Source organism: Phycisphaeraceae bacterium (assembly GCA_019636735.1).
Classification (GTDB): Bacteria; Planctomycetota; Phycisphaerae; order Phycisphaerales; family SM1A02; genus VGXK01.
Genome location: JAHBWY010000005.1, coordinates 26165 through 50738, shown reverse-complemented (window position 1 = coordinate 50738; position 24574 = coordinate 26165). Strand labels below are relative to the sequence as shown.

Sequence of the window (24574 nt, the reverse complement as noted above, 5' to 3'; positions counted from 1 at the left end):
ATGAGTCTTCGGTTCAGCCGGTCGTCTCGGGCTTCGAAGCGAAGAGATTGAGGCCAAGCCGTTCGGAGAGGAAGCGCGCGACGCACTGTCCCTTCACACTGTTGCCCGCTTCGTCGAGCGCGGGCGCGAAGGTGCCCAGCCCGCCCTTACCTGGGGCGATGGTCACAATGCCGCCACCCACGCCGCTCTTCCCCGGCAGGCCGATGTCGAAGAGCCAGTCGCCGGAGGTCTCATAGAGGCCTGCGGTGGCCAGAACCGCCAGGACGCGCTTGCACACGGCCGCATCGACCACGCGCTCACGGGTGATCGGATTCACGCCACCGTCGGCCAAGGTCGCGCCCATGACCGCGAGGTCCTTGGCGCTCACTCGAAGTGAACACTGCTTCGTGTAGATGTCGACGGCTGCGAGGGCGTCAAAGTACATGCGCTCGTAGCCCTCGAGCAGCTTGGCGATACCGCGATTTCGGAGATTGGTGGCCGCCTCCGACTCGTAGATCTCCCGATCGAGTTCGAGCTGGCGGCCCGCGAAGCGTGAGAGTCCATCGACGATGAACGCCCACTTGGCCTCGGCTGTCGACCCGGGAGCAAGGCTCGTGGAGGCGATTGCGCCCGCATTCACCATAGGGTTCATGGTGCGCGCGGAGTTGAGCTCCACGGCCATCACCGAGTTGAATGGCAGCCCGGTCGCGTTCACGCCAAGCTTGGCGCGGGCGTCTTCCAACCCGATCGCCTGACAGATGAGTGCGAAGACGAAGGGCTTGGAGACGCTCTGGATGGAGAACTCATGTTCGGCATCCCCGGCGTGGTGGACACCGCCGTTCACCCCGACCACGCAGATGCCGAAGAGGTCGCGGCGCACCTTGGCGAGCGCTGGGATGTAGTCGGCCACCGTTCCCTCGTCGACCTGACGAAAGCGCTCATACGACTCCTGCACCAATCGGGCCACGATCTCCGGCGCAGGCAGATGACCTGTCGACACGGCGTCGACCGCAGCCCGTTCGTCACTTGGTACAGTCGTCCTCATGAGTCGGAGCGTAGTCACTTCCTCGATGGCCAATGGCAGGCGCGTAGGGGGAGTATGAAGATGTAGATAAGGGTGTCTGGATTCACCCGGAGCCCAGAAAAATCAAGAAGCATTCAATGTGCTCCTGATGAAGCCCAACGGGGTTCGCCGAGAGACAGCTCTTGCTCTGCTCGGTACGCTTTCCCCCGACTTGAGTCCTCGGCGACTACGGATGTGCGTTGACCACTGAACTCATCATCGTGCTGGGCCTTCTCGTGGCGGCGATCGTGATGTTCGCGATCAACCGTCCGCGCATGGATGCCGTGGCGCTGATCATGCTCACGCTGATGCCGCTCCTCGGCATCATCCCGGTGCGTGACGCTCTGGCAGGATTCGCCGATCCGAACATCGTGCTCATCGCGGCGCTCTTCGTCATTGGAGATGGGCTTGTTCGCACCGGAGTCGCACGGTGGCTCGGCGACTGGCTCTCCATCAAGGCGGGTTCGAACGAAGTCAAGCTGACGGCGCTGCTCATGGTGGTGGTTTGTGGTCTCGGCTCGATGATGAGCTCAACCGCCGTCACCGCGATCTTCATTCCCGTGGCGCTTCGAATCGCTCAGACGACGGGAACCTCTCCCGGTCGCCTGATGATGCCGCTCAGCTTCGCGGCGCTCATCAGCGGCATGATGACGCTGGTCGCGACGGCACCCAACCTCGTCGTCAACTCCGAGCTTCAGCGCAGCGGTCTCGATGGTTTCCGCTTCTTCAGCTTCACGCCGTTCGGTGTGCCGGTGCTCATTCTCGGTATCGGCTACATGCTGATTGCCCGACGCTGGCTCCCCGCGGGCGACGGCTCCGCGGGTCCTTCGGCCGCGCCTCGGCAGACACTCACGGAGTGGATCAAGGAGTACGACCTGGCCGCGCGCGAGCATCGCTTGCGGGTGAGCGAAGCCTCGTCCCTCGTGGGGCGCTCGCTCGGCGAACTCGATCTGCGCGCGTCGTCCGGCGTGAACATCATCGCGGTCGAACGACGCGGTCGCTTGTCCAATCAGTTGATCCAGCCCAGGCCGGCCCTCGAACTTCGAGCGGGCGATGTCCTTCTGCTGGATGTCCTCGGCGCCTCGGTCGACATGGCCGCCGTCGTCGAGCGCTTCTCATTGACGCCGCTCCCGCTCGCAAGCGACTACTTCAGCGATCGCGCGCAGGAGATCGGCTTGGCCGAGGTCATCGTGCCCTACGGCTCCGACCTCGTCGAGAAGACGGTGGTCGAGGCTGGCTTGCGCAGTCGCGTCGGCGCGACGGTCATCGGCATGCGGCGCGGCACGAAGGCGTGCAGTGCAAGTCTGCTGGATCAGCGACTTCGGGAGGGCGACACGCTGCTCATGGTCGGACCGTGGAAGAGGCTCGAACGATTGAACGCCGATGACAACGGCCTTCAACTCATGCGGCTTCCCGTCGAGGTGAAGGACCAGCTTGCCGCGCCGGGACGGGCGCCGCTGGCCGTCATCAGTCTCGCCGTGGTGCTTGTCCTGATGATCACCGGGTGGACTCCGAATGTGATCGCGGCGCTCATCGGCTGCCTGATGATGGGCGCCTTCAAGTGCGTGACGATGACCAGTTCCTATCGCGCGATCGACTGGAAGACGATCGTCCTGATCGTCGGCATGCTGCCCTTCTCGATCGCGCTTCAGAAGACCGGCGGAGTCGATCTAGGGGCCGGCGCCCTGAACGCCGTCACGAGCAATCTTGGTGTGCATGGAACCCTCGCGGCGATCTTCGTGGTGACGGCGACCCTCGGTCTCTTCATTTCGAACACGGCGACGGCGGTCCTGATGGCACCGGTGGCGATCGCCATTGCCAAGGACCTCGGCATGTCGCCCTATCCCTTCGGCATGACCGTCGCGTTGGCCGCATCCACCGCATTCATGACGCCGGTCTCGTCGCCGGTCAACACGCTCGTCGTCGGCCCGGGCAACTACCGATTTGGTGACTTCGTCAGGATCGGAGTGCCATTCAGCATCATCGTTCTTCTTGTGACCGTCCTGATGGTTCCATGGCTTCTGCCGCCGGACCTTCAGGCGCCCCCATCCATCCTCATTGAGGATCCATCACCATGAGTCAATCCGCCTCGGCGCCCCGTGGTGTCATGCAGCGCTTCCTGGATGTCGTTGAGCGCGTTGGCAACAAGGTGCCCCATCCGGTGCTTCTTTTCGTGGGATTGACGGTCGCGGTCGTTGTCGTGTCGGCGCTGCTCACCTTGTTCGGTGTCTCGGTGACCCAGGAGTTCATCGACAAGGAGACGAACGAGATTCGCACGACCACGGTCACCGCGCAGAGTCTGCTTTCGAGCGACGGCATTCGCTTCATGTACGCGGCCATGATTCCCAACTTCATGGGATTCACCGCCGTCGGCCTGATCATCGTGGCCATGATCGGCGTGGGTGTGGCGGAGGAGTCGGGCCTGATCCGTGCGCTCATTCGGAAGCTCGTGGCGGTGTCGCCCGCGTCGGCGCTTGCCTACATCCTCGTGTTCGTCGGCATCCTCTCGAGCATCGCCGCCGATGCGGGCTACCTCGTGCTGGTGCCGCTGGCGGGAACCGCCTTCCTGAGCGTCGGTCGACATCCGATTGCCGGTCTTGCGGCGGGCTTCGCGGCCGTAGCGGGTGCATTCACCGTCAACATGCTCATCAAGCCGCTCGATGCGATCCTCACCGAGTTCACGAACGACGCCATCCGGGTGGTCGATCCATCGAAGGAGATCGGTCTCGCCGCCACGCTCTGGTTCTCGATCGCGTCGGTGATCGTGCTCACGCTGCTGATCACCTTCATCACGCAGCGCGTCATCGAGCCTCGGCTTGGGAAGTACAAGCCCGAGGACGCCGATCCGGAAGTTCCCGGCGGCGCCGAGACGGGCAAGCCCGGTGACGCCGGGAATGAGCCTCGCGGCCTGCGATTTGCCTTCGTGGGGCTGCTGGCGTCGATCGCCTTCTTCGTGGCGCTCTCTGCGTGGCCGGGCGCACCACTGCGGGACCCAGAGACCGGATCCCTGATCGGCAACTCGCCCTTCATGAATGGTCTGATCGCGTTCATCATGGTGGTCTTCCTGGTCGTCGGCGCGTGTTACGGCGTGGGAGCCGGCACCATGAAGTCTGCGACCGAGGTCATCAAGGCCATGGAGAAAGCGGTCGGTGCCCTCGGAAGCCTGCTCCTGCTGCTCTTCGTGCTGAGCCAGTTCATCGCCTACTTCAACTACAGCAACATGGCGTCGCTGCTGGCGGTGGGGCTCTCGAATCTGCTCAAGGATGCGGGGCTGCCGCCGCTGGTGCTGTTGCTCGGCTTCATCGTGGTGGTCGCACTCCTCGATCTGCTGATCACCGGCGCAATCGCCAAGTGGGCGCTCTTTGCGCCCATCTTCGTGCCGCTCCTCATGAAGCTCGATGTTGACCCGGCTGCCGTGCTGAGCGCCTATCGCCTCGCCGACTCGCCGGTCAATGTGATCACACCGCTCAATGCGTACTTCGCGCTCATTGTGACCTTCGCACAGAAGTATGACCGGAAGGCGGGAGTCGGCACCGTGGTGGCGCTGATGCTGCCGTTTGTCGCCTGGATGTTCATCGTCTGGACAGCCCTCTTCGTCCTCTGGCACCTGCTGGGACTGCCATGGGGGATCTCCTGATCACTCGCGAGCGTCCTGATCCACGGCGCTGCATGGCCACCTCGGCGGTGGATTCTCACTGCAACCCGATCTGAGCCGCGTTCGAACCTTCGCACTGACCACAGCGCCCAACTTGTTCACTCACGCCCGGAGAAAGACATGCCCAAGTCAAAGACCCTCGTCGATGCTCGTGCCGCTGAAGCCCATCTCATGGCGCTCCTTGCCGTGGAAGGGCAGAGCGGTGAGGAGAAGCTCATCGGGGACACCATCATCAAGCGGCTGCGCGCGATCGGCGTGCCCGCGTCCGCCATCAGCTTCGATGATGCCCACCGCCGCATCCCGTTGCCCACCCAGACGGGCAATCTCTTCGTGAACCTCCCCGGCACCCGACATGGCGAGCGCCTCGTGTTCGCGACCCACATGGATGTCGTTCCGATCGTGCGCGGCGCGAAGCCGAAGAAGAGCGGACAGCGCATCGTGCCCGCGGGGAAGACGGGGCTCGGTGGTGACAATCGAACCGGCTGCGCGGTGCTCGTCGCGCTGGCGGAGACGCTGATTCGCAAGAAGCTGACTCACCCGCCGATCACGCTGCTCTTCACCGTGCGCGAGGAGAGCGGTCTGCAGGGCGCGAAGTACATGGATCCGAAGAAGCTCGGCGGCGCCAAGAAGTGCTTCAATGTCGATGCCAAGTACGCCCACGAGCTGATCACCGGCGCGGTCGGAGCCCAGAGCTGGGAGGTCGAGATTCACGGCAAGGCAGCGCACGCGGGCGTGGCCCCGGAGAAGGGCATCTCATCGATGCTTGTGGCCTCGATCGCCCTCGCCGAAGCGCACCGCGGGGGCTGGTGGGGCAAGGTGGTCAAGGGTCGTCGCGCGGGAACGAGCAACGCCGGCATCTTTGCCGGACACGATCGCAAGGCTGCAGGTGATGCGACCAATGTCGTCACCGACTATGTCTTCGTGCGCGGGGAGACGCGAAGCCGCGATGCCAAGTTCGCCGCCGAGATTACTGCGGCGTACAAGAAGGCCTTCGAGCTGGCTGGTCGGACGGTGAAGGATTCGAGCGGTGGCCGAGCCAAGGTGGTCTTCAAGGGCAAGGCGGAGTATCCGCCGTTCGAACTCCCCAAGAGTGACGCCGCCGTCCAGCAAGCGATGCGAGCCGTGAAGGCGACTGGAGCGACACCGAAGCTGCTCTTCTCCAATGGCGGTCTCGATGCCAACTGGTTTGTCCGTCACGGGCTTTCCACCGTCACCTTCGGCGCGGGTCAGCATGAGATCCACACCGTCAAGGAGTGGGTGGACATCCCCGAGTTCATCCGTGGCTGCGAGTTGGCCGTCACGATCGCGACGCTGGACGAGTGAGCGACGCTCGCTGGCAGTTCACGCACTCGTCAGAACCGACGCACGGCGACCAGCGCGCCGATGCGATTCGCTCATTGTCCGCGCCCGAACAGTCGGCCAACGCGCCCGACCCGGAGCTGCCACCAGCCGAACTGGTCGGTCAGCCACTTGTAGAGCGATGCGCCAACAAGCGTGCCTAGCGCAATCGAGACGATGGCGAAGGTCGCGTCGGCGAGTCCATCGAATCCGGCGGGGCGATCGCTGAGCAGTCGCGTGACGCTCATCAGGCTTAGCGACCCCGGCACCAGGAGCCAGAAGCTCGGCAGGAAGGTCACCATCGACGGCGGCCCGCGGAAGCGTTGCTGGATCAGGTAGCCGACAGGCGTTGCGACCAGCATGCCGAAGAAGCCGCTCGTGACTGGGGAGATGGTGGTGGCCGCGAGCCGCTGCGTCGCGAAGGTCAGGAGCGCGACGAGCAGCATCCAAGGCAGCGCCCGGGCAGGCGCTGAGAAGTGAATACAGACGCCGACGATGAAGACCGCCACTCCCAGCCATGGCAGCCACGCCGGAGCGATCCACTCCTGCGTGTCAAGCAGCATCTGCTCGGCGGTAACTCCGACAAGAATGGCGCCCGCGGCCAACCCGAATGCGAGCAGCACAAGTTGAACCGCGCCTGTCAACAGACGGCTCGATCCGCTCACCATGTCGCCATAGGCCAGCTCGATCATTCCGAAGGTGAGCATGGCTCCGGGGAGGAAGGTGATGAGCGGTGGAATGAGCGCATGCAGCGGGTCGATGTCGTAACCGCGACCCATCGCGAAGTAGACGATCGCCGAGACGATCGCGGCGGCTACGACCGGCAGCGGCGCGGCGAGAATCGGTCGATTGCGATTGGCCACCTTGAGCAGGCCGATGATGAGCCCGAGACCGCTCGCGGCAATCAGGTTCTCGATCGATGAGCCCAGGACAATCGCAAGTCCCGCGGCGAGGACCGTGTGACCCGCGACGGAGCCGACGGCGCCGAAGCGGGGAGTCTGCCGCAGGACCTCGTTGAGCCGACGAAAGCCTTCAGTAGGCGTCAGCGCGCCGGCGCGCTGCGCCTCGGTCCCGAGGCTGTACACCTGTCCGATCTGATCAAGGCGCAGCATCTGGATCGGCCCTTCGGCGATCGTGACATGCTCGCGATCAGGGGCGTGCAGCGAGATGAAGATGGCGGTCGGGAAGGCGACCACGCGCGATCGTCGCACTCCCATCGCCGAGGCGACGCGCCGCAGCGAGAGTTCAACCTGGGCCGTCTGCTCACCGCAGGCGAGATAGGCCTGCGCCAGTCGAACCATGAACTCGAGCAGTTCAGGCGCGTTGATTGACGGCTCGCTCGGAGGTGCGGCGGGAGCATTCGGGCTGGTCGCGTCGGCGCTCACCGGCCGACGATGCTAGCAACCAGGGGCCGACATCGTGGCGGAGCCGGGCGTTGCTCCATGCCTGCCACTCGCCGCCGAGTCATAGGCGGTAGAGCGGCCGGGCGCCCTCGCTCGACGGCCCGAGGGTTTACGCTGCACCGATGCACCGATCACTCAAGCGTGCGTTCGGCCCTGATCATGATGCTTGCCTGCGGAGCGTGTTCGCGGGGAGCGCTTCTTCTCCATCTCCGGCAGCGCTCGTGTCGGCCACGGCACTCGGAGTTCTCATGACTCTCGCGGCGCCCTCGGCATCCGCGCTGTCCGCGACTCTCCCCGACCCGCCGAACAACACGCGAGCGGAGTCGACCCAGCGCATGGTGATCCGTGAGGGCGAGCTTGAGATCAACGGCCGAACGACGCCCGTCTTCAAGGTGATACTCGACGCTGGCGAACGGGTGATTCGCGCCCGCGAGGGAGATCGGCTTCGCATCGAGCTGGTGAATGAGTCGAGCCTGCCCACGAGCATGCATCCGCATGGGCTGATCCTGCCAAACGCGCAGGATGGAGTGCCGTTCGTCACGCAGCTCCCTGTTCCTCCGGGCGGCACCCTCATCTACGACTTCGTGCCCGTGCAGAGCGGCTCCTACTTCTTCCATTCCCATTACGGCTGGCAGTTGCAGGATCAACTGGCGGTGCCGATCGTGATCGAGCCGCGGTCGGCCCGGATCGCTCGGTCGCCGGCGAGCGCGGATGGGCATGAATCAGAGGGTGAGGGCAAGGGGGATAGCGTCGTCGAGGCGATCGAGGCAGCGCAGGATGTGGTGATGATGCTCACGGATCTCCTCTTACGCAGCCCACCCGAGGTCTTCGCCGAGTTGCGAGCCAAGTCGATGAGCGGGGTCGCGCCGTTGCCTGGGGCGAAGGAACCTGCGGCGCCGGGCGATGACATGAAGGACATGAAGGAGATGAAGGGCATGGAGCACGGCGCTTCGGGCGAAGCGTCGAAGCCCGCCCCCGATCTCAACGATGTGGACTACGACGCGGTGCTCGCCAATGGTCGGCCCATCTCGAACGCGGAAGTCGTGCGCGCCGCGCCGGGCTATCTGGTGCGACTCAGACTCATCAATGCCTCCTCTTCAACGAACTTCACCGCTTGCTTCGGAGGTCTGACCGGCACGCTCGTGGCGGTCGACGGTGAGCCGATCGAGCCGCTGCCGATTGAATCGGCGGAGCTGGCGATTGCGCAGCGCATGGATGTTCTGCTGCGAATGCCCGAGCGGGAAGCCGCCGTGCCGGTCCTGGCGCAGGGAGAAGGATCCACGCTTGTTGCGGCCATCGTCCTGGCCACGCCGGGGGCGGCGATCCCGCAACTCCCGCCGCAGGCAACGAAGCCCTCCGGAGCCATCGGTGTCGGCTACCGGCAGGAGCGATTGCTTCGACCGCTGCGTCGACTGTCGCCCCGCGAAGTCGACCGAACGCTTGATGTGACGCTCGACGGTCGCATGGCGGGATACGAGTGGAATCTCAGCGGAGGCCGATGGCCGGACGGGCCCCGCTTCTCCGTGAAGGAGGGTGAGCGTGTGGAGATGGTGTTCACCAACCGGACGATGATGTCCCACCCGATGCATCTGCACGGGCATGTCTTCCAGGTCGTCGAGATCGATGGTCGGAAGATTGATGGCGCCATGCGCGACACCATCCTCGTCATGCCGGGCACCACTGTGAAGGTGCAGTTCGATGCCGACAATCCCGGCCTCTGGATGATGCACTGTCACATCACTTGGCACGAGGCAGCGGGCATGCTCGCCGTCATCGAGTACGAGGGCGTACCGAAGCCGGAGTGGTATCTCTCCGAGGACACCTTCTCGCTGCCAAGCTCACTGCCCCGCCGATGAGCCCCGGCCCGACGCTCGCTGCGAGGTCCACGCGCCGAGACTGACCGGACTACTGGCGGAACTCGCCGTCGAACTCATCGGGGACGCCGGAGTGGTCATCCTCTTCGCCCTCGACATACTCAAGATCACCCGTGGCGAGTGACTTGGCGTCAGCGCCGCCTGTGCGAACATGACGCTCGTCGGTGTCGTCCGAGTCGTCGGGCTCATCGGACTCGTCATCCTCATCGGCTTCGTTGCCATGCGCGCTGCGCGCGGTCGAGGTCGCAGGCGAGCCCCGGCCTGCGTCGGCTGCGGCACGAGCTTCGCGCTGGCTCGGCGGAATCGGATCGACCTCCTCCGCCTCGGCGAGATCCTCGGCCTCCATGGCCTTCATGCGCTGCCAGTCCTCAAGGGTGATGAGCACTTCGCGCGCCACCGAACCCTTGTGATCGCTGAGGATGCCCGCCATGCCCATCTGGTCGACGAGCCGGCTGGCACGGCCATAGCCGATGGCGAGCCGCCGCTGGAGCAGGCTCACGCTGCCGCGGCCGCTCTCGATCATGACTTCGACGGCCTTGTCGAAGAGCGGATCGCGCTCCATCATGCCGGGGTCGCCGCCATCGCCCTCGCTCACTTCGCCGCCGCGAGCGCCGGGGCCTCGAATCGCGATGAGCTGCCGCTCGAAGGATGGTGCCGCGACCTGCTTCAGGAAACGCGCGACGCTTCGCGTTTCGCCATCGGTCACGAGCGTGCCCTGAGCGCGGCGCAGCTCGCTCGAGCTCGGCGTGAGGACGAGCATGTCGCCCTGCCCGAGCAGCAGCTCCGCGCCCTTCTGGTCGAGCACGATGCGCGAATCCATGCCGCTGGCCACCTTGAAGCTGATGCGGCAGGGCATGTTGCTCTTGATGAGGCCGGTCACGACATTCGCCTGGGGGCGCTGCGTCGCCACGATCAGGTGGATTCCGACCGCCCGCGCCTTCTGCGCGATGCGGACGATCGAGTGCTCGACCTCCTTGTTGGTCATCATCAGATCGGCGAGCTCGTCGATCACGAAGACGAGGTAGGGTAGCTTCTTGGGGATCTTCGCCCGTTCGAGATCATTCTGCGGATTGAAACGAACAATCAGCTCCTCCTCGCCAAGGTCGTTGTAGGAGCGAATGTCGCGCACGCCGGCATCCTTGAGGAGCTCGTAGCGCTCCTCCATCTTCTCGACGGCCCACTCGAGGATGCCCGCCGCCTTGCTCATGTCGGTGACGACCGGGCACATGAGGTGCGGAATGTCGGAGAACTGGCTCATCTCGACCATCTTCGGATCGACGAGGACCATCTTCAGTTCGTCGGGACGCTTGGTGTAGAGCCATCCCATGATGATGGTGTTCATGCAGACGCTCTTGCCGCTGCCGGTGGTGCCGGCAATGAGCATGTGTGGCATGCGCGTCAGGTCGACCACCATCGGCTCGCCGGCGGAGTCCTTGCCGAGGAACATGGGAAGCACCATGCTCTGCGCCTGGCCGCCCGACATGAGCTCCTTCAGCCGGACGCGCTCCTTCTGCCGGTTGGGAACCTCGATGCCCACGGCCGTGCGACCGACCATGTTGGGAATGATGCGGATGTTGGGCGCCTGGAGCGATCGCGCGATGTCCTTGGAGATCGTCTCGAGGCGCATCACGCGCGTGCCTGGTGCGAGCTCCACGGAGTAGAGCGTCACCACCGGACCGCTCTCGATGCCCACGACCTCGCCGTCGATCTGATAGGTGCGCAGCGCCTCGGTCAGGACCTGCGCCTGATCGCGTACGAAGGCTTCCATCGTCTCGGAGAAGTTCCCCTCGGGGTCTTCGAGCATCTCAAGCGGCGGGAACTGATAGCCGCTGTAATCGACTGCGCGCGGAATGTCCTCTTCGCGCGCCTGTTCGACGCGGCGGTTCGCCATGCGCACGGGCAGCTTCGAGATGCGTGCGCGAAGCTCTTCGGCGCTGAGCTGCTTGGGCGTCTCCTTCGCCGCCGCGCTGGTCTCGGTGCCAGCGGTGTGGTCCGCGACCCCGTCGTCGCCCTCGTCCTCCGCCGAGTCGGTCTCGTCGGCGGGCGACTCATCAGCGTCATCATCCTCTTCGGAGTCTTCAGCCGCCGTGAGGTTGCGCGCCTCGGCATCGAACTCGCTGTCGAACTCGCCGTCTTCGCCATCATGGTCATCGCCGCGCTCATCGATGGCCTCGGCGTCATCCTCATGATCGGCCACGGCGCCAGCGCGCCCACCGCGCGCCGAGCGCGAAGGAGTGTCGAGCGTCTCTTCCTCGTCGTGATCCGCGAGCGTCGCGCCGCCGCGCGCCGATCGCGCGAGCATGTCGGCCACTTCAAGATCGCGATCGTTCACCTTGCGACGGGCAACCTTGCTTCCTGAGAGGACCGGCGACACCACGACCGCGCCCTCCATGTCGCCGCCATCAAGGACGGCGCCAGCGCTCCGAAGAACCGGCTGACGACCGCGCGGAAGGTGTTCACCGAGGCGCTTCCAGTCGAGTCGCGTGAGGGGCTCCGAGAGGGTGAACGCGCGACGCACCATCGAGGGAAATGCGAAGACAAGTTCATCCATCGAGACGATCGCACCGACCAGCAACCCAAGCAGCAGCAGGCCCGCGACCGCAAGCGGCGGGAACCGGACGGAGAGTTCGTCAAAGACATAGGCGGGAAGCACGCCACCTTCGGCGCCGACCACGGGGGAGAGCACCGGAAGCCACCACCCGAGAAGCGCACTCACACAGAGGGTGAGGAGCGAGACACCGAGCAGGCGCACCAGAGGATGCGTGACCACTCGACCCGACGCGATCAATCCGAGCATCCACGCGAACGCCGCCATCGCGACCCAGATGCCGGGACCTGCGGCGATGTAGACCCAATGCGCCACGAGGGCGCCGGTTGCGCCAAGGAGGTTCGCGGGCGGATCGTTGTGCATGGCCACCGACCGCGAGGGCCAGTCGGCGCTCGAGAAGGTCGCGAGCGCCAGGAAGAGCAGCGTCCAAGCGCCCGCCAGTACCAACCATCCGACTCGGCGTCCCCACCCGGGGGCCTTCAGGAAGGAGGTTGAGAGTCGATCACCGGCGGGGCGCGTGACAGCCCGAGAGGTCTTGCTGGCCATGCCTCCAATATCGGAAACCGCGGCCTCCGCCGATGAATCGCCGTCGGTTGCTTCGACGGCAATCTTCCCCGTTCATTGCTACCATCCGCCCCGAACGGCATGCACTTCGCGCTCATCGACACGGTGCTCGAGGCAACTCCGGATCGCCTGGTGGCACTCAAGAATGTCACTCTTGCCGAGGAGTACCTTGGAGACCACTTCCCCGGTTTCCCGGTGCTCCCCGGAGTGTTCATGGTCGAGGCGATGGTGCAGGCCGCCCGCAAGCTGCTCGAAAGCCGGGGGTGCCCGTCCTGGGTCCTTGGAGAGGTCAAGGCGATGCGCTACGGCAGCCTGGTCCGTCCGGGGGAGAGCCTTCGGGTTGAGGTCACTCTGGATGGCGAACCCGGGGAGACGGCGGCGGGATTTCGGGGATCGGCCACCGTGATCCGGCAGGGAGCGGCGGCAGAGACCGCCGTCTCCGGACGCTTTACAATGAGGCCCTTGAGACGGGAGTAGGGCGGAATCGTCCCCGCCTGCTTCACGGAAGAAGTCAGGAGATTTGCACTTGGCGTTCAATCGAAGCGAGATCGAAACCGGCGTCCGCGAGGTGCTCTGTGACGCATTGGGTGTGGATGCCGACGAGGTCACGCCGACGGCGCGAATCAAGGCGGACCTGGGCGCCGAGAGCATCGACTATCTGGACATCATGTTCCGGCTGGAGAAGAAGTTCTCAACGCCCGAACGGCCCTTCAAGATCCCGCAGGGCGAGCTCTTCCCCGAGAACATGCTCTCCGACCCGACGCTCGTTGAAGCGGGGCGAGTGACGGACAAGGGCATGGCCATGCTCAAGGAGCGGATGCCCCATGTGGACTTCACCACCTTCGAGCATGATCGGGCGGTCGCCACGCTTCAGGACACCTTCACGGTGAAGAGCCTGGTCGATTTCGTCGAGCGGAAGCTCGGTACCTGACGGTCCCTCGGGCACGACGGCGGGGTGCCTTCACCAAGGCGATTGCATGCGCTGGATGTGGATTGACACAGTGGTTTCATTCGAGCTCGGTCGCCGGATGGTGGCCGTCAAGAATGTCTCACTGGCGGAGGAACATCTCCACGATCACTTGCCTGGCTCGCCCGTCATGCCGGCATCGCTCATGATTGAGGGCTTCGCGCAGACCGCCGGCATTCTTGTTGGCGCATCGAGAGGCTTCGAGGAGAAGGTGATCCTCGCGAAGATCGCCGTGGCGACGGTGGAGCGTGATGTCGTGCCGGGGCAGTGCGTGCGCTATGACGCCACGATCGAGCGCATGGACTCGATGGGGGCGAGCACCAAGGGGACCATCGAGCGCTTTGACCATCGGAGCGGGGTGTGGGAGCCGATCGGTCGCGTCGAGATGATCTTCAGTCACCTCGATCAAAATCGCTCGGGCATCGTCTTCCCCGAGGAGAACTTCGTCTTCGGTGAGAACTTCCGGGCGATCCTTCGGGCATCCGGGCTCGATCGCTTCCTCAAGTGAGTTGCGCCAGGTCGCAAATGGCTCTCTCCTCGGGGCGTGGGTGGGCTCAGCGACCCCATTGGCGATGGAGTTGTTGATAGCACCGATCTCGCACTCCTGCTCGGTGCCTGGTCCGTGGTGTCGTGAGGTGTCGTTCGCAGGTCTTCCCCCGAGTGAGATGGCTCGGAACGGAGAGCGCTCCGAGTGATGTTCACGCGTCGAGGCGTGACGCCGTGATATGGCGCACTCCGAGCGGCCGCAGTCCGATTCCGTCGGTGAGTTTGCATGTCGCGATTTCGCCCGACGATCCGTAAGCTGCGAGGGTCACCATTCGCCCAAGGAGTCATCGCATGAGCAAGACGCGTCGAGAGTTCATCAAGCAGGGAGCCCTTGCGGCCCTGAGTGCGGGGCCGATGGCGGCCGCCATGACCGGGTTCTCGAAGCGAGCCGGAGCCGGGCCGCAGTTGGCGCCAGCCATTCCCGGGCGTGTTGGAGCGAATGAGCGACTGGCCGTGGCGTTCGTCGGGGTCGGCGGCATGGGGGGCAGCGACCTTGGACAGGTTTCTTCGCATCCCGGAGTCGAGGTCGTCGCGCTCTGCGACATGAACCTCCGTGCCATGGAGAAGGCCGCGGAGAAGTTCAGTAGCGCGGTGATGATCCAGGATTGGCGCGAAATCATTCCATCGCTCGGCGATCGAGTCGATGCAATCGTCTGCTCAACGCCCGATCACATGCATGCGCCGGTCGCCATGACGGCGCTCAACCACGACAAGCACATCTACTGCCAGAAGCCGTTGGCGCGACTGGCCTATGAGAATCGGCAGCTTGCCCGCGTGGCGGCGACGAAGCCGCGCGTGATGACGCAGATGGGAACGCAGCGCTTCGCCCGTGCGGAGCGACGCCAGGGGTTGGCGCTGCTTCAGCAGGGTGTGGTCGGGCGTGCGAAGGCGCTCTACGGCTGGACTGATCGCCCGGCAGGTTGGTGGCCGTGCGGCGAGAATCGTCCCGCTGGTGACGACCCGGTGCCCGAGTGGCTGGGCTGGAACCTCTTCCTCGGCGTCGCGCCGCTGCGCCCCTTCGTGAAGGATGCGTACACGCCTTTCAAGTGGCGCGGCTACTACGATTTTGGGACCGGCGCGATCGGCGACATGGGCTGTCACATCATGGATGTGCCGTTCATGGCGCTTGAGTTGACCGGACCGCTGACCATCACCTGCTCCGCGCCGAATGCAACCGAGGATCAGTTCCCCTCGCAGGAGTCCATTCGCATGACTTTCGCGGCGACGCCGCGCACGGCGGGGCCGCTGCCCTTCTACTGGTTCGACGGCGGTCGAAGGCCGGACCTTGCCGAGATCGGATTGCCGACGGATCTCAAGCTGCCGAACAACGACGGTGCAGCCATTGTCGTCGGCGAGGATGGGATCCTCGTGCAGCCGTGCGACAGCGCGGCGCCGATGGTGTTCCGAGACGGTCGTCAGGTGGAGGTGTCGCTGCCCGAGGCCGCGACCACGAATCACTGGCATGACTGGGTTGACGCCTGCCTGGGCAAGGGTCGGCCTCGCGCACCCTTCGAGTTGGCAGGGCCGCTGTGCGAAATGCTCTCGCTGGGAGCGATTGCGAGCCGCTTCAACGAGCAGACGCTTGAGTTCAACGATCAGCTTGGGACGATCACAAACAACACCGAGGCGAACTCGTGGGTGCGGCGACCCTATCGGGCAGGATGGGAAGTGCCGAACCTCTGATCAGCCTTGGAGAGTGTTTCAGACCCCGCGCTACCTTCGACCGGCTCCGGCTTCGCAGCACTGCGTCGAGCCTCGCTCGGCGGCTTCCCTGAAGCCCGCCTCGCTTGCTCTCATTGTGCCGGTCGTCCTCGCTCGGTCTCGGTGACGCGGGGGATCTGAAACGCGGCCTCTTGGTGAAGAGGCTGGCCTAGCGGCGCGAAGCAGAGTCAGCGCGGCGAGGCTGGCTCGGCGGCGCGAAGCAGAGTCAGCGCGGCGAGGCTGGCTCAGCGGCGCGAAGCAGAGTCAGCGCGGCGAGGCTGGTTCAGCGGCGCGGCTGGACCGGCAGAGCCGGCGGATTCTCATAGAAGTCACGGGCGCCCTCGGGCAGCACGCAGACGAAGCCGATGAGCGGGTCGGTCGGCGAGAGCTGTGCCTGCATCAGCGCGATCGGAGTCGGTGCGTAGTAGCGGAAGATGCCGCCCTCGAAGGGGCCCTCGCCGCGCCAATCCCAGAAGTCGGAGAGGGGGATCTTGAGCGTCTGGCCCGACTCGAGCGCGTCGATATGGACCATGTATCGCTGGTTGAGCCAGAGGTCGAAGTCCCGGTAGCTCCGTGCCGTCGCGTTGACGACCTCGACCCAGGTGGGGCCGGGGATGACTTGAACCTGAACCACCTCGCCCTGCACGAGTTCGCGCGGGTAGTGCCGCGTCGCTCGCGATGGATCGACATTGACGGGGCTGCATCCCGTGCCGACGATTGCGCCTCCGAACATCGCGATGAGGGAAATCGTGCCGACCACCGACGCGCGGCGTAAGCGGGTGACGGCGGCGCTCGAGGCCCCGCGAGAGCAGTTGCGGCCAATGGCACGCGGCATCGGACCGTCCATCAAGGACCGCGCTGCGGCCGCCGGGTGCCCAATGGCGTCGGAGGGACACTGCGTGGTGGTGCCCTGTCCGCTGGTGATGGACCCATCGGCGTGTCTGGGGGAGTCGTGTCCTTCGTGGTCCCGCGGCATGAGCAAAGACAATGTACCGCGAGCGTCGGTCGGGCGGACCGCAGGCCAGTGAGCCCATGCGATGGCCACATGACTACCCTCACTGTCATGAGCGTGCCCGTGACCCCTTCGCCCTCGCAGCGGATGAACCCCGCCCGCGCCTTGCCACGGCCGGTCGCGGAGATTGCCGCCGCCGCGAGCGTCGATCCGCGCGTGAGCGGGCGGATCGCGGGCTTTGATGCACCCTTCTTTCAGGCGGGGCTCGCCGGCTACTCCGATGGGGCGATGCGACTGATCGCCCGGCGCCATGGAGCGCCATTCTGTGTGACGGAGGCACTTCTCGACCGCACGCTCATCAACGGGGGCAAGGGGCGGCGGAAGGAGGATCCCGATCTCATCGCCTGCGAGTGTGGCACTGGTGACTTGGAGGACAATCGGGCGGCGGGCCTCGATGACCACCCGATCGCAGGCCAGATCATTGGCACTGAACCAGCGGAGATGGCGGATGGCGCCCTCATCCTTCTCAAGATGGGCTATGAGGTTCTCGATGTGAACCTTGCATGTCCGGTCAAGAAGATCCGCCGGGCCAACCGAGGCGGCCACTTCCTCGCGCATCCCGACGATGCCATCCGGGTGCTCGACGCGGTGCGCCGCGCCGTTCCCGAACAGGTGCCCTGCACGGTCAAACTGCGTCGCTCCTATGACGACACACCCGAGATGGTCCGCGCGTTCGAGCGAGTCTTTGATGCCGCGTATGACCTTGGCTACCTCTGGACGACCGTCCACTGTCGCACCGTGGTGCAGCGCTATGAAGGTCCCGGGCGCTGGGTGTTCCTGAGTGACCTCACGCGCAGACATCCCGATCGCCTCATCTTCGGATCGGGAGATGTCTGGGAAGTGGAGGACATCTTCGCCATGCTCGAGCTCTGCCGTGTGCACGCCGTGAGTGTGGCGCGTGGGTGCATCGGCAATCCGTGGATCTTCCGCCAGGCTCGGGAGCTGATGGCCGGACGACCAGCACGCCCGCCGTCGCTTGCGGAACAGCGCGAGGCGCTGCTGGCTCACTTCGACCTTGCCCGGGTGATTCATGGGGAGCGCAGTGCAGGTCAGAGAATGCGGAAGTTCGGGATTCGATTCGCGCGGCACCATCCGCGGGAGTCCGAGGTGAAGGCGGCGTTCATCCGCTGCGAAACTCCCGAGCAGTGGCGCGAAGTGATCGACCTCTGGTTTGGGAGCGACGACCCGCAGGCGCGCGAGCAGGAGGGTTCACCGAAGTCGTCCGTGGTGGCGGCGACACCGTCGGCGAGGTGAAGATCCACGCGGCGCCGTCGCCCGGAGCGGGATCGAGTTCCGGGTCGCCGCCGCGGCCGACAATCACTCGACCGCGCGTGGCGCCCATCCGAGCTCCCGCTCGGTCCCCTTCACCGACTCCCGGGATGAGCACCTTGTCCGCAGGTCGGAACGACTTGCCTGAGCGAGTGAAGAAGTAGATGGCGCCTGCGTCGAACCCTGATTCGTCATCGCCCGACGCGCCAACCACGGCCGTCTCTCGATCGAGCGCTACGGAGATACCGAAGCCATCTCCAGACTGGAGCCACGGTGCACCGAGCGCTGCCGAGAGTGTGAGAGAGGATCCCGAGCGCTCGTAGAGGAACGCTGCACCGGTCGCCGCGCTCGCTCCCGGAGCCTTGGCTCTCGGTGCCCCGACGAGCAGGCGACCACCATCGATCGAGAGTGCAAAGCCGAACCACGCCGCGCCCGGCCAGGGAGAGGCAATCGTCTGCTCGTGGACCCAGCCTTCAAGCTTCCGTCGATAGAGATGAACTGCGCCTGCCGCGGCGAGTCCATCGGGGTGACCATGCTCTCCCACGGCGATCAGATCTCCCTCAACCGCGACCGCAGCGCCAAACCAGCCGCTCGTTGCAGGTGTGGGTGGAAGAAGCGTCGCGACATGCTCCCAGCGCTGGCCGACGAACTCAAAGACCTCAACCCCGCCGCAATCGGGCGTGGCCCCTTGGCCGGGTCCGGGCGGACCCAGATCCGCATAGGGCATGCCGACGACCGCCACACGGCCAGCAATCGACACATCGCTTCCGAAGAGATCGCCGGGTGAAGGCTTGGAGCGAGCGATCGTCGTCTCAAGCACCCACCTCGTGCCGCGCCTGAGGTAGATGTGCGCGCGCCCCGCCTCGAAGCCGAGAGCCCCATCACGCGGGGCGCCCACGATCATGCGATCGGCGTCCATGTCGAGCGCCGCTCCGAAATCACAGGTAATGCACCCGCTCGGCTCATGCACCAGTTGCGACTGCCGCCAGGCGCGGCGCACGAGGTCGAAGCAGTGCACGACACCGCTGTCGCTTCCCGTGTCGTGGTTCCGCCGATTGCCGACCGCGGCGCGCTTGGGATTGATCGCCACCGCCGGTCCCAGGAGTGAGGGAGGTGGTCCGACATCGGGCTCGAGTTGAGCCTCGAGTTGCCACTGGTTCGGCGCTTGCGACTGTGCTCGCGCTGAGGCAAGAGTGGCTGTCCCTACTGCTCCGACCGCGACCACCAAGGCGAGTGGCGATGGGAGTCGCATGGCGCCCGCGCCAAGTCGCGCTTCATGCCCCCGGCCGCCCCCGACCATCGCGCTCCGACCTCGCCGTGCAGCAGATGCACCGTCACCATGTGGCATGACCACCTCCCCCGGTGCTTACGCCGCCGCGAGCCACCCCGGAAGGGCTCGAGGAGTCGGCGCAGCAACCCCGGCTGCAAGAAGACTCTCGTGAATGCCGTTGAGCCGACCATCGGCTCGACCCGTGGTCAATCTATCGCCCACCCCGAAGGCCTTTGCGTCGCGCGCCACTTCTTCCGATGAATCGCTCCGGGCCGGTCGCCACACTCATCGGCGCCGATCGACCGCGCCCCGCGTCGCCGCAACTCTCGCTCGCGCAAGGCCCCGCGCGGGCCTCGCACCAAGGCCCTAGCATGGGGGCATGCATACGGAATTCATTGACTACTCCGACGGAGAAGCGACGCTCGAAGGGTTTCTTGCCTACGACCCGACCAAGTCGGGTCCACGACCGGTCGTCATCGTCTCGCATGCCTGGGGCGGACAGGATGACTTCTCGCGGCGATTCGCCGAACGCTTCGCTGAGCATGGCTATCTCGGGTTCGCACTCGACATGTACGGCAAGGGAGTTCGCGGTTCGAGCCCCGAAGAGAACGCCAAGCTCATGGAGCCCTTCGTGAAGGATCGCGCGCTCCTGCTGCGACGCATTGCATCCGCCGTGCACACGGTGAAGAACTACGACCGTGCTGACCGTCATCGTATTGCTGCCATTGGCTTCTGCTTCGGCGGCATGTGCGTGCTTGATCTCGCCCGCGCTGGCCTTGATGGCGTGGTCGGCGTGGTGAGCATCCACGGGTTGCTCGGTCCCACTTCCGTGAAGCCCGGGCCGCGTCCCATGCGTACGCGTGTGCTCGCCTGCCACGGCTACAACGATCCGATGGTGCAGCCGGATGCGGTCGATGCGTTCGCCCGCGAAATGACCGACGCTGGCGCCGACTGGACCATGATGATGTTCGGCCATCGCGGCCATGCGTTCACGCACCCGGAAGTGAACAACCCTCAGGGCGGCATGCGCTACTGCGAACGCGCCGAGGGGCGCACGCTTGCGGCGATGGATCACTTTCTCAAGGAGTGCTTCGCCGATCGGCAGGTGGACATGGGCGTCGTGCCCAGGCCGTGGAAGTGATAGCTCTCTGCGGGCCGTCGGAGCATCATCGAGGCTTGTGGGAGATGGACGCCGGGTGAGATGGCACTGAGTTTCGCTCTGGTTGTGAGAAGATCCCCAGATGGGTGCGGCACGCAGGCTCGATGCCATCCACGCTGACATCACGACGCTCGAGATCGACGCGATCGTGAACGCGGCCAACTCCTCGCTGCTTGGCGGCGGCGGCGTGGATGGTGCGATCCACCGCGCGGCGGGGCCGGAGTTGCGGAGGGCGTGTCTGCGGCTCGGAGGCTGCGAGCCGGGGGATGCGAAGGCGACGGAGGGATTCCGGCTTCCGGCGCGGATCGTGGTTCACACCGTCGGCCCGATCTGGCGCGGCGGCACGGAGCGCGAAGTGGAGGTGCTCGCGTCGTGCTACCGGCGATCGCTCGAAGTGGCACTCGAGCATGGCGCGAGCTCGGTGGCCTTTCCGGGGATCAGCACCGGGGTCTACGGATTCCCAGTCGAGCTCGCGGCGCCGACGGCCATCAGGCAGGTTCGCGCAACGCTGCGGCGCCATCGCGAAATCGCGCAAGTCCTCTTCTGTTGTTTCAGCGTCGAAGAACTGGACCTGTACGAGCGACTGCTCGCGGCTCGCGCATGATGCGCCTACCGCCCCCGTCGTCCGCGGCGACCCTGCTTGAAGCCGCGGCGATGCCCCTTGTGCTCCACGCGCTGCTCGCGACTCAGGAGATCGCGGCGCGGATCGCGCTCGTGGCCGAGTCCGATGCCGCGCGACGCACGGCGCTGTGGTGACGAGCCTTCCGGACCGCTGTCAGACTCGTTGGGAGCGCTGTCTTCATCGCTGCGTGCCGCTCGCTTTCCGCGCATCGATCGAGCGCTGTCAGGAGTGGCGTCATCTGGATCATCCGCGCCAGCCGCACGGGCCGCGTTCGCTCCATCGGCCGCGGTCCCGGCATCCTCGGGCTCGGCCGCGCGCCTTGATCTGAGCGGCCCCGCCAGCGCCAACTCCATGGTCCGACTCGGCAGATCGATCGAAAGAATGCCGACACGAATGTGATCACCCAAGCCGATGCTTGCGCCGCTTCGCACATTCACCAGGCGCCCGTCGCGCTCGTTCACCGTCCACCGCTCGGGCTTGCGGATTCGAGTGGATTCTCCGTCGCCGCGGCGAATCGCGGCCTCGAGCCGAACGACTCCGTCGACAAGGTACTTCTCGAGGCTCGCAAAGACGGCCCCCGAACCGAGCACGCCCGTCACGATCGCATCGAACTCATCGCCCATGTGCTTCTCGCGCAGAAGCTGAAGCACCAGGAAGCTGCGAAGGTCTCGCTCCGCCTCCTCGGCGCGAACCTCGGTCTCCGAGCAGTGCCGCCCGACCTCGGCCAGTTCCAGTTCGTCGAACACGCGCGGGTCATCGTGCATGCCCTGTGCCAGTGAGCGACGCCGACGGCCGCCGGGAACCGCCGCGCCATTTTCTGTGAGCTCGAGATACGCATCGAGCGCCCGATGGACCGTCAAATCGGGATAGCGCCGAATCGGGCTCGTGAAGTGCGCGTAGTGATCGCTCGCAAGCGCATAGTGACCAATCAGCGCCGGGGAGTAGCTCGCCTTCGAGAGGGTTCGCAGAACAGCAAAGTGAATCGCTCGCGCATCCTCGCGATCGCGCGTGGCCTCAAGCAGCGCCTGGAGATCATGGCGCGTTGGCTCCTCCGGCACGCGAAACTTGGCGGTGCGCGCAAACTGCCTGAGTTCCTCAAGGTCTCCGAAGCTCGGCTCGGGATGGATGCGCCGCAGAAGTGGAACCTCGAGGTCCGCGAAGATGCGCGTGACCGCTTCGTTCGCTTCAACCATGAACATCTCAATGAGTCGATGCGTAAAGGCATCATCCTCGGGGACGGCGTCGATGACATGCCCGGCATCGTCGTGCACGAGTTCGACCTCGGGCAGCGCGAGCGTGATCATGCCCTGAGCTCGTCGCCGCTTCTCGATGATCTTCGCGAGGCGATCGCAGAGGCGAAGCGCATGCACGAGGTCATCGCTCGGCTCGGTCTCGGTGCGCGCGTGAGTCGCGGCGTCGGCGGTGCGGCCATCGATCAGGGCCTGCGCTTCGAGGTAGGTGAGGCGCTTGGCCGATCGAATCGCCGAGTTGGCTACGCGCACATGCCCCGGGCGTCCCTTGCCATCGAGCGTGATGATGGCGCTCTTCGTGAAGCGTGTGACACCTTCCTGAAGGCTGCACACGCCATTCGAAAGCACCTCGGGCAGCATCGGAATGACGACGCGGGGAAGATAGACGCTGTTGCCGCGCGCCTGCGCTTCGCGATCGAGAGCGCCACCCGGCGGCACAAACGACGAAACATCGGCGATGTGCACGCCCAGCGTCCACTCGTCGCGCGACTCGTCGTAGTGAATGGTGATCGCATCGTCGAAGTCGCGGGCATCGGGAGGATCGATGGTGAAGGTCAGCTCGCCGGTCAGGTCGAGCCGGTCTGGCCATGGCCCATCGGACTTTGCGGCAAAGCCGCGCGAGGCGCTGCGTGCTTCCTCGACGACTTCCTCAGGAAAGGGGCCTGGGAGCTCGAACGCGGCGATGACCGCCTGCGTCTCGACATCGGGCCGGCCCGATTCGCCGAGCACCTCGGTCACAACGCCTTCCGCGTACTTCGTTTCCGTGGGAAATGAGATGATGTCGACAACGACCTTGTCGCCTTCCTTCGCGCCCTTGGCCTGCGCGTCACGCACGATGATGGGATCGCGCAGACGGCGGCCATCGGGTTGCACCATCCACTGGCGCCCTTCGCGCGAGAGCGTGCCCGCAAAGGTGCGGCTTGCGCGTTCGATGACCTCGATGACGCGGCCGACCGGGCGCGAACCTGCGGCGTCAGCAGAGCCGCGGCCGCCTGCGCTGCTGCTGCCACCCGCACCGAAGCCGCCGCGCGATCCGCCGCCGTGGCCGCCGCGACCGCTGGATCGACCGAAGTCGCGGCCGCCGCGACCGCCTCCGTCGCGATCACCAGCGCCGCCGCGCACGCCGGTGCCGCGACGATCTCGCTCGCTCCAGCTTCCGCTGCGACGCACCACGCGGCAGCGCACGCGATCGCCGCTGATTGCGTCGCCGGTCTGCCCCGCGGGAATGAAGAGATCGCCCTCGCGCGTCGGCGTGTCGGGAATCACGAACGCGAAGCCGCGCGGGTTGACCTTGATCTTGCCTTCGATCACATCGCCGTAGCGGGGGAGTCGCACGCGCTCGTCATCGCCGATCTCGATGGAGCCCTCGGAGGCAAGGGCGTCGATCGCCTCGTCGAAGGCGGGCCGATCCTCGACGGGCACGCGCAGCAGGCGAGCGAGGTCGTCGGTGTCGGCGGGGCGATAGTCGTCATGCGAGAGATGATCGAGGATTCGCGCTCGGTACCGCAGCGGCATTGCTGGAGGGTACGCGGTACGGGCCACCGGCTGTATGCCGCGGAGAGGCTGGGTGCCTGGCGAGCACTTCTTCGTCACGACTGCGAGCGAGATTCTTGGCGGCCAGCACTGCCGTCGGGGGCGTCGAGTCTCCGCTTGCGCTCCTGCGGAGATGAGTCCCGCAAGGCCGCGAACAGTCGCCGGATGCGCAGCCACCGATCGGACCCGAGAGGATCGCCCGGCTTCGGAGGTTCTGGCGGCTGGAGTGTCATGGTGCCCACACGGGGCCCACTACCCCGCAGCCGCAACTTCCATCACCGCGGCTGATCAATCAAGCACCATCGGCCAGACCTTTGCGGAACTAGCTCAGTTGCGAGGCCGCGCCTGCGATACAGCAGGCGGACTACTCGCGCTCGGATGAACCCGCCGCAGGGCCGTCTCCGCCTTCCGAGTCACTTGCAAGCCGCCGACGCAGCCACGCTCTCGCGAATGTCCAGTTGCCCTCCACCGTGCGCTTGGACACCCCAAGAGGGCTACGGCGATCTTCGAGATCTTCAGGCCGGTCACGCGACAACCCGTCAAGCCGCACAATCAACCCGTCCACCAAGTCGGTGTAAGCCCAACGCAGCGTCGCCACGATCTCCCCGGGCCCATGCCGCTTCCTGCGTCATGGTGTCCTGGTCCCTTCATGACAGACTCCTCTCGGCCCTTCGGGCCGCGAAAGTCTCTCACAAGACCTGGACCTGTTCAGCGCACCGCCGTCAATCGCGCACCACATCGACGGCTAGGGATTGGCTGTGCCTCGCATGATGCGAGAGAGTTCGCACCAGCGTCGTCAGCGATCGTAGTTTCTCCCTGGA

At 65.5% G+C, this 24574-nt stretch carries 17 protein-coding genes; 10 read left to right on the top strand and 7 right to left on the bottom strand.

The window, feature by feature from the left end; translation table 11 throughout:
- Nucleotides 1-13: 13 nt before the first annotated feature.
- Nucleotides 14-1024 carry a glutaminase A gene (gene glsA, locus KF724_08200; protein MBX3355664.1) on the bottom strand — a complete coding sequence of 337 codons (1011 nt, stop codon included), beginning with the start codon at nt 1022-1024 and terminating at the stop codon, nt 14-16.
- Nucleotides 1025-1242: 218 nt separating this feature from the next.
- Here glsA and KF724_08195 point away from each other — a divergent pair, with 218 nt between their 5' ends.
- From KF724_08195 to KF724_08185, 3 genes are all read left to right on the top strand, one after another.
- Complete coding sequence (locus KF724_08195; GenBank protein MBX3355663.1) at nt 1243-3120, top strand: SLC13 family permease; 1878 nt, start codon at nt 1243-1245, stop codon at nt 3118-3120.
- A complete protein-coding gene (locus KF724_08190; GenBank protein MBX3355662.1) occupies nt 3117-4679 on the top strand; it encodes an AbgT family transporter in 1563 nt (520 codons plus the stop codon). Before KF724_08195 ends, KF724_08190 begins: the two co-directional genes overlap by 4 nt.
- Before the next feature lie 138 nt (nt 4680-4817).
- Nucleotides 4818-6020, top strand: a complete 1203-nt coding sequence (locus tag KF724_08185) for a M20/M25/M40 family metallo-hydrolase (GenBank protein MBX3355661.1) — start codon at nt 4818-4820, stop codon at nt 6018-6020.
- A gap of 71 nt (nt 6021-6091) precedes the next feature.
- Here the strand turns inward: KF724_08185 and KF724_08180 are convergent, their stop codons facing one another.
- Complete coding sequence (locus tag KF724_08180) at nt 6092-7420, bottom strand: threonine/serine exporter family protein (GenBank protein ID MBX3355660.1); 1329 nt, start codon at nt 7418-7420, stop codon at nt 6092-6094.
- Nucleotides 7421-7686: 266 nt separating this feature from the next.
- Here KF724_08180 and KF724_08175 point away from each other — a divergent pair, with 266 nt between their 5' ends.
- Nucleotides 7687-9294 (top strand): multicopper oxidase family protein, encoded by a 1608-nt coding sequence (locus KF724_08175; GenBank protein MBX3355659.1) that lies wholly within the window; start codon nt 7687-7689, stop codon nt 9292-9294.
- 49 nt (nt 9295-9343) lie between these two features.
- On the opposite strand, the gene KF724_08170 is transcribed toward KF724_08175, so the two are convergent.
- Nucleotides 9344-12406, bottom strand: a complete 3063-nt coding sequence (locus KF724_08170) for a DNA translocase FtsK 4TM domain-containing protein (protein MBX3355658.1) — start codon at nt 12404-12406, stop codon at nt 9344-9346.
- 99 nt (nt 12407-12505) lie between these two features.
- On the opposite strand from KF724_08170, the gene KF724_08165 reads away from it, so the two are divergent.
- The 4 genes from KF724_08165 (at nt 12506) to KF724_08150 (ending at nt 15620) form a co-directional block, all read left to right on the top strand.
- Nucleotides 12506-12901 (top strand): polyketide synthase dehydratase domain-containing protein, encoded by a 396-nt coding sequence (locus KF724_08165; GenBank protein MBX3355657.1) that lies wholly within the window; start codon nt 12506-12508, stop codon nt 12899-12901.
- Nucleotides 12902-12950: 49 nt separating this feature from the next.
- Nucleotides 12951-13355: an acyl carrier protein gene (locus KF724_08160; GenBank protein MBX3355656.1), complete on the top strand. Its 405-nt coding sequence runs from the start codon at nt 12951-12953 to the stop codon at nt 13353-13355.
- Between the two features lie 55 nt (nt 13356-13410).
- Nucleotides 13411-13899: a hypothetical protein gene (locus KF724_08155; GenBank protein ID MBX3355655.1), complete on the top strand. Its 489-nt coding sequence runs from the start codon at nt 13411-13413 to the stop codon at nt 13897-13899.
- Between the two features lie 329 nt (nt 13900-14228).
- The gene (locus KF724_08150; protein ID MBX3355654.1) at nt 14229-15620 is read left to right on the top strand and encodes a Gfo/Idh/MocA family oxidoreductase; all 1392 of its coding nucleotides are present in this window, start codon (nt 14229-14231) and stop codon (nt 15618-15620) included.
- A 301-nt stretch (nt 15621-15921) separates the two neighbouring features.
- Here KF724_08150 and KF724_08145 read toward each other — a convergent pair whose 3' ends face one another.
- Entirely contained in the window at nt 15922-16473 is a 552-nt protein-coding gene (locus KF724_08145) for a hypothetical protein (GenBank protein ID MBX3355653.1), read from the bottom strand.
- A gap of 1297 nt (nt 16474-17770) precedes the next feature.
- A complete protein-coding gene (locus KF724_08140) occupies nt 17771-19171 on the bottom strand; it encodes a hypothetical protein (protein MBX3355652.1) in 1401 nt (466 codons plus the stop codon).
- 397 nt (nt 19172-19568) lie between these two features.
- On the opposite strand from KF724_08140, the gene KF724_08135 reads away from it, so the two are divergent.
- Nucleotides 19569-20330: a dienelactone hydrolase family protein gene (locus KF724_08135; GenBank protein MBX3355651.1), complete on the top strand. Its 762-nt coding sequence runs from the start codon at nt 19569-19571 to the stop codon at nt 20328-20330.
- Nucleotides 20331-20430: 100 nt separating this feature from the next.
- On the top strand, nt 20431-20952 hold the full coding sequence (locus KF724_08130) for an O-acetyl-ADP-ribose deacetylase (GenBank protein ID MBX3355650.1): 522 nt from the start codon (nt 20431-20433) through the stop codon (nt 20950-20952).
- Nucleotides 20953-20957: 5 nt separating this feature from the next.
- On the opposite strand, the gene KF724_08125 is transcribed toward KF724_08130, so the two are convergent.
- Nucleotides 20958-23735, bottom strand: a complete 2778-nt coding sequence (locus KF724_08125) for a VacB/RNase II family 3'-5' exoribonuclease (protein ID MBX3355649.1) — start codon at nt 23733-23735, stop codon at nt 20958-20960.
- A 382-nt stretch (nt 23736-24117) separates the two neighbouring features.
- Nucleotides 24118-24237, bottom strand: coding sequence for a hypothetical protein (locus KF724_08120; protein ID MBX3355648.1), 120 nt, complete (start codon nt 24235-24237; stop codon nt 24118-24120).
- Nucleotides 24238-24574 lie beyond the last annotated feature (337 nt).

Bases quoted from the DNA above. Each gene is read 5' to 3' on its own strand.
- glsA (MBX3355664.1), bottom strand. From the start codon at position 1,024: ATGAGGACGACTGTACCAAGTGACGAACGGGCTGCGGTCGACGCCGTG.
- KF724_08190 (MBX3355662.1), top strand. From the start codon at position 3,117: ATGAGTCAATCCGCCTCGGCGCCCCGTGGTGTCATGCAGCGCTTCCTG.
- KF724_08185 (MBX3355661.1), top strand. From the start codon at position 4,818: ATGCCCAAGTCAAAGACCCTCGTCGATGCTCGTGCCGCTGAAGCCCAT.
- KF724_08175 (MBX3355659.1), top strand. From the start codon at position 7,687: ATGACTCTCGCGGCGCCCTCGGCATCCGCGCTGTCCGCGACTCTCCCC.
- KF724_08170 (MBX3355658.1), bottom strand. From the start codon at position 12,406: ATGGCCAGCAAGACCTCTCGGGCTGTCACGCGCCCCGCCGGTGATCGA.
- KF724_08165 (MBX3355657.1), top strand. From the start codon at position 12,506: ATGCACTTCGCGCTCATCGACACGGTGCTCGAGGCAACTCCGGATCGC.
- KF724_08155 (MBX3355655.1), top strand. From the start codon at position 13,411: ATGTGGATTGACACAGTGGTTTCATTCGAGCTCGGTCGCCGGATGGTG.
- KF724_08150 (MBX3355654.1), top strand. From the start codon at position 14,229: ATGAGCAAGACGCGTCGAGAGTTCATCAAGCAGGGAGCCCTTGCGGCC.
- KF724_08145 (MBX3355653.1), bottom strand. From the start codon at position 16,473: ATGCCGCGTGCCATTGGCCGCAACTGCTCTCGCGGGGCCTCGAGCGCC.
- KF724_08140 (MBX3355652.1), bottom strand. From the start codon at position 19,171: ATGCGACTCCCATCGCCACTCGCCTTGGTGGTCGCGGTCGGAGCAGTA.
- KF724_08135 (MBX3355651.1), top strand. From the start codon at position 19,569: ATGCATACGGAATTCATTGACTACTCCGACGGAGAAGCGACGCTCGAA.
- KF724_08130 (MBX3355650.1), top strand. From the start codon at position 20,431: ATGGGTGCGGCACGCAGGCTCGATGCCATCCACGCTGACATCACGACG.
- KF724_08125 (MBX3355649.1), bottom strand. From the start codon at position 23,735: ATGCCGCTGCGGTACCGAGCGCGAATCCTCGATCATCTCTCGCATGAC.